Origin of the sequence: Sphingomonas turrisvirgatae (assembly GCF_001721295.1) — a bacterium.
Classification (GTDB): Bacteria; Pseudomonadota; Alphaproteobacteria; order Sphingomonadales; family Sphingomonadaceae; genus Sphingomonas; species Sphingomonas turrisvirgatae.
Map to the genome: position 1 here is coordinate 233813 of NZ_MDDS01000024.1, position 6111 is coordinate 239923.

2 protein-coding genes are annotated in these 6111 nt (G+C 64.6%); one reads left to right on the forward strand and one right to left on the reverse strand.

Annotation, left to right across the window (positions count from 1 at the left end):
* Window positions 1-65 precede the first annotated feature (65 nt).
* Complete coding sequence (gene rpoB / locus BFL28_RS10900; RefSeq protein WP_069320570.1) at window positions 66-4235, reverse strand: DNA-directed RNA polymerase subunit beta; 4170 nt, start codon at window positions 4233-4235, stop codon at window positions 66-68.
* A 316-nt stretch (window positions 4236-4551) separates the two neighbouring features.
* Here rpoB and BFL28_RS10905 point away from each other — a divergent pair, with 316 nt between their 5' ends.
* Window positions 4552-5976 (forward strand): M16 family metallopeptidase, encoded by a 1425-nt coding sequence (locus tag BFL28_RS10905; RefSeq protein ID WP_206599104.1) that lies wholly within the window; start codon window positions 4552-4554, stop codon window positions 5974-5976.
* Window positions 5977-6111 lie beyond the last annotated feature (135 nt).

Consider the following 6111-nt stretch of genomic DNA (forward strand, 5'->3'; position numbering starts at 1 on the left):
CCTCAGGAGGGTAAATCTCTGGGCGGGGAGGGGCGGGCGCTACCGACGATAGCGCCCACCATCCCTTACTCCGCCGCGATCGCCACGCCGTCTTCGTCGAAACCCAGATCCTCGTTGGTCTTGAGTTCGACGTTGAGGCCGAGCGAGCGCATTTCCTTGACGAGCACGTTGAAGCTCTCGGGAATGCCGGCCTCGAACGTGTCGTCACCCTTGACGATCGCCTCATAGACCTTGGTGCGGCCGACCACGTCGTCGGACTTCACCGTCAGCATTTCCTGCAAGGTGTAGGCAGCACCGTATGCCTGCAGCGCCCAGACCTCCATCTCGCCGAAGCGCTGGCCGCCGAACTGCGCCTTGCCGCCCAGCGGCTGCTGGGTGACGAGGGAGTACGGCCCGATCGAACGTGCGTGGATCTTGTCGTCGACCAGATGGTGCAGCTTGAGCACATACTTGTACCCGACGGTCACCTTGCGATCGAACCGGTCGCCGGTGCGCCCGTCGAACAGGTCGACCTGCCCGCTCTCGTCCAGACCCGCCAGCTTCAGCATCGCCGACACGTCAGCCTCGACCGCGCCGTCGAACACCGGGGTGCCCATCGGAACGCCGCCACGGACATTCTGCGCCAGTTCGACCAGCGAGTCGGTATCGCGACCCTTGATCTGCTCGGCATAGTTGTCGCCATAGACTTCCAGCAGCAGTTCCTTGACGGCTTCGGGCGCTTCGCCCGCCTGCGGGTTCGGGTTCGCCTCGCGCCATGCGTCGAGCGCATCGCCGATCTTCTTGCCCAGGCCGCGTGCAGCCCAGCCAAGATGCGTCTCGAAGATCTGCCCGACGTTCATGCGCGACGGCACGCCCAGCGGGTTGAGCACGAAGTCGACCGGCGTCCCGTCCTCCAGGAACGGCATGTCTTCCTGCGGCAGGATGCGGCTGATGATGCCCTTGTTGCCGTGACGGCCGGCCATCTTGTCGCCCGGCTGCAGCTTGCGCTTCACCGCAACGAAGACCTTGACCATCTTCAGCACGCCCGGCGGCAGCTCGTCGCCCCGCTCCAGCTTCTCGCGGCGGTCCTCGAACTTGTCCTTGATGCGCTTCACGGCCTCGTCATACTGGCCCTTCACCGCTTCCAGGTTCGACTGCATCGCGTCGTCCTGAACGGCGAACTTCCACCATTCGTGACGATCCACGCTGTCCAGCAGGTCGGCGTCGATGACGGAGCCCTTCTTCAGGCCCTTCGGCGTCGCCGTGGCCGTCTGGCCCAGCAACATCTCGCGCAGCCGCGACCAGGTCGCGCGGTTGAGGATGTTGCGCTCGTCGTCCGAGTCCTTCTTCAGGCGCTCGATCTCCTCGCGCTCGATCGCCATCGCGCGCTCGTCCTTGTCGATGCCGTGACGATTGAAGACGCGCACGTCGACGATCGTACCGCTGACGCCCGGCGGCAGACGCAGCGAGGTGTCGCGCACGTCGCTCGCCTTTTCACCGAAGATCGCGCGGAGCAGCTTCTCTTCCGGCGTCATCGGGCTTTCGCCCTTCGGCGTGATCTTGCCCACCAGAATGTCGCCCGGCTCGACCTCGGCGCCGACATAGACGATGCCCGCCTCGTCGAGGTTGCGCAGCGCTTCCTCGCCGACGTTGGGGATGTCGCGCGTGATGTCCTCCGGCCCCAGCTTCGTGTCGCGGGCCATCACCTCGAACTCGTCGATATGGATCGACGTGAATACGTCGTCCTTCACGATCCGCTCGTTGATGAGGATCGAGTCCTCATAGTTGTAGCCATTCCACGGCATGAACGCGACGAGGACGTTGCGGCCCAGCGCCAGTTCACCGAACTCGGTCGAGGGACCATCCGCGATGATGTCGCCCGCGCTGATCATGTCGCCCACCTTCACCAGCGGACGCTGGTTGATGCAGGTCGACTGGTTCGAACGCTCGAACTTCATCAGCGTATAGATGTCGACGCCCGATTCCTCGGCCGACACATCGCCGGTCGCGCGGATCACGATGCGGCTGGCATCGACCTGATCGACGATGCCGGCGCGCTTGGCCGCGATCGCCGCGCCCGAATCGCGCGCGACGGTCTCTTCCATGCCGGTGCCGACGAACGGCGCCTCGGCGCGCACCAGCGGTACGGCCTGACGCTGCATGTTCGACCCCATCAGCGCGCGGTTGGCGTCGTCATTTTCCAGGAACGGAATGAGCGAGGCCGCGACCGACACCAGCTGCTTGGGGCTGACGTCCATCAGCGTGATCTGGTCGGGCAGCGCCATCAGGAACTCGCCCGCCTGACGCGCCGAAACCAGGTCCTCGCTAAAGCGCTGCTCGCCATCGACCTCGGCCGAAGCCTGGGCGATGGTGTGCTTGGCTTCTTCCATCGCCGACAGGTACACGACCTCGTTGGTCACGCGCCCGTCGATCACCTTGCGATACGGCGTCTCGATGAAGCCGTACTTGTTGACGCGGCTGAACGAAGCGAGGCTGTTGATCAGGCCGATGTTCGGGCCTTCCGGCGTCTCGATCGGGCAGATGCGGCCGTAGTGGGTCGGGTGAACGTCGCGGACTTCGAAGCCCGCGCGCTCACGCGTCAGACCGCCCGGCCCGAGCGCCGACACGCGGCGCTTGTGCGTCACTTCCGACAGCGGGTTCGTCTGGTCCATGAACTGCGACAGCTGCGAGGAACCGAAGAACTCGCGCACCGCGGCGACCGCAGGCTTCGCGTTGATCAGGTCGTTCGGCATGACCGTCGACACGTCGACGCTGCTCATGCGCTCCTTGACCGCACGCTCCATGCGCAGCAGCCCGACGCGATACTGGTTCTCCAGCAGCTCGCCCACCGAACGCACGCGACGGTTGCCAAGGTTGTCGATGTCGTCGACTTCGCCCTTGCCGTCCTTCAGGTCCACCAGCGTCTTGACGACGGCCAGAATGTCCTCGGTGCGCAGCGTCGTCACCGTGTCCTCGGCATCGAGGTCGAGGCGCATATTGAGCTTCACGCGGCCGACGGCCGACAGGTCGTAGCGCTCCGGATCGAAGAACAGGCCTGCGAACAGCGACTCCGCCGTCTCCAGCGTCGGCGGCTCGCCGGGGCGCATCACGCGATAGATGTCGCTCAGCGCCTGCTCACGCTCTTCGGCCTTGTCGGCCTTCAGCGTGTTGCGGATCCACGGACCGGTCGAGACATGGTCGATGTCGAGCAGCTCGATGCGGTCGATGCCCGCCTTGTCCAGCTTTTCGAGATTCTCGGCCGACACCTCGTCGCCCGCCTCGATATAGATCTCGCCGGTCGACTCGTTGATCAGGTCATAGGCGCTGTAGCGACCGAAGATTTCCTCGGTCGGAATGAGCAGCGTCTCGAGCCCGTCCTTGCCCGCCTTGTTGGCGGCGCGCGGGCTGATCTTCTGGCCCGCCGGGAAGATCACTTCGCCGGACTTGGCGTCCACGATGTCGAACGCCGGCTTCGCGCCGCGCCAGTTCTCGGCGGCGAACGGGATCTGCCAGCCACCCTGACCGCGCACGAAGGTGACGGTGTTGTAGAAGTGGTTGAGGATCTCTTCGCTGTTCAGGCCCAGCGCGTACAGCAGCGACGTGACCGGCAGCTTGCGCTTGCGGTCGATACGCACGTTGACGATGTCCTTGGCGTCGAACTCGAAGTCCAGCCACGAACCGCGATACGGGATCACCCGCGCGGCGAAGAGGTACTTGCCGCTCGCATGCGTCTTGCCCCGGTCATGGTCGAACAGCACGCCCGGCGACCGGTGCATCTGGCTGACGATGACACGCTCGGTCCCGTTGATGAAGAAGGTGCCGTTCTCGGTCATGAGCGGCATGTCGCCCATGTAAACGTCCTGCTCCTTGATATCGAGCACCGAACGCGCTTCCGTATCGGGATCGACCTCGAACACGATCAGGCGCAGCGTGACGCGCATCGGCGCGGCATAGGTGATGCCGCGCTGGCGGCATTCTTCCACGTCGAACTTGGGCGGCTCGAGCTCATAGGTCACGAAGTCGAGCTCGGCGGTGCCGGCGAAGTCGCGGATCGGGAACACGCTGCGCAGCGTCTTTTCCAGGCCCGAGACATAGCCGATCGACGGGTCGGACCGCAGGAACTGCTCGTAGGATTCGCGCTGAACCTCGATCAGGTTCGGCATCTGCACCACTTCGTGGATGTCGCCGAATACCTTGCGGATGCGCCGCTTCGCGGTGCCGTTCGAGCTGCTGCCCGAAATCGCCTTGGTCGCCATGGATCTATTTGCCTCGCAGCGTGGTTTGCCCCTGACGGAGCAGGTAATATCGATGCCCCTTTCCGGGGCCCGGACGTGCGAAAAGACGCGAAAAGGCCGCGCGATTCCCTGGTCGGGCTTCGGCAGCTTTCAGCGTCTTTACAGGACCATAGCTCCCATTCGACCGATGCGCTGCGCGACGGCGCATCATTTCCCGAAGCTGTGGTGTGAACGCCATATAGGTCGCCGGCCGCACAAAGTCAAAGCCATGAAATTGCTTCCACTTCACAAGGTGTGACGGTATCCTAACACACGTCGCGATGATGAGGGGATCTCCATGAAGATGAAGCGGTGGATGGCAGCGCTTGCTTTGGCCGGAGCGGCAGTGCCGTTCGGTGCGGTGCCGGCGTCCGCGCAGGGCAGCGCGCAAAAGCTGTCGGTCGACATGCAATGTTACACGCTGCCGAACGGCCTGCGCGTGGTGCTGGCAAAGGACAGCCTGACCCCGACGGTGACGGTCGGCGTCTATTACGGCATCGGCTTCCGCATCGAACCGCGCGAGCGCACCGGCTTTGCGCACCTGTTCGAACATCTGCTGTTCCAGGGGTCGAAGAACGCGCCCAAGGGCGTGCACATCAACACGATCAGCAATGCCGGCGGCATCCTCAACGGCTCGACCCGCTACGACTACACCAATTATTTCGAGGTCGTGCCCTCGAACGCGCTCGAACGCATGCTGTGGCTCGAGGCGGACCGCATGTCCGCCCCCGTCATCGACGAGGAAGTGCTCAAGAACCAGCAGGGCGTCGTCGGCAACGAGGTAAAGGTCAACGTCCTCAACCAGCCCTATTCGACCTGGCCGTGGATCGACCTGCCGATGCTGGCCAACACCAACTGGTACAACAGCCACAATTTCTACGGCGATCTCAAGGAGATCGAATCGGCGACGGTCGCCGATGCCAAGCAGTTCTTCGACAGCTTCTACAAGCCGTCCAACGCCGTGCTCGTCGTCGCGGGCGACCTCGACTATGCCGCCACGCGCGCGATGGTCGACAAATATCTCGGCTGGATGCCCAAGGCGCCACCCGTCAAGCTGCCCGACATCAGCGAGCCGCGCCAGACGGCCGAGAAGTTCCGCAGCCGCGTCGACCGGCTCGCGCCTAAGCCCGGCTGGGCCGCCGGTTATCATGTTCCGCCGCGCGGCACGCCCGAATGGTATGCCATGGGCCTCATCGACCAGATGCTGGTGCGCGGCCAGGACAGCCGCCTCTATCGCAAGCTGGTGGCCGAGAGCGGCATCACCGGCGACCTCACCGGCGGGATCAATTTCCCGCTGGGCAACATGTTCAACTATTCCGGCCCGATGCTGTGGAGCTTCAACTTCACGCACGACGCCAATCGCAGCCGTGACGAGATCAAGGCCGCGGTGGACAGCGTGATCGAGGATCTGCGCACTAGGCCGGTCTCCGCCGAGGAGCTCGCCCGCGCACGCACCAAGATGCGCTCGTCGCTCTATTCGACGATCGACGGGTCGGGGCGCATCGGCCTGATCGACCTGCTTGCCGTCCATGCGCTGTTCGACAACGATCCCAGGAAGGTCAACGCCATCGAGGATGGTTTCGCAAAGGTGACGCCCGACCTGATCCGCAAGACCGCGCAGGAATATCTGCGCCCGACCAACCGTTCGATCTACGTGATCGATCCCGGCGCGGCGCAGCCTGCCGCCGCCACGCCCTCCACCACGCCAGCGGGAGCCAAGTAAGATGCGCCGCCTCATTGCCGGCCTTTGCGCCGCCGCCCTGCTCGCCAGCCCCGCCCTGGTGGCGCCGGGCGCCGCCCGGCGCCACCAGGGCGGGGCTGGCGAGCAGGGCGGCGGCGCAAAGGCCGGCAATGAGGC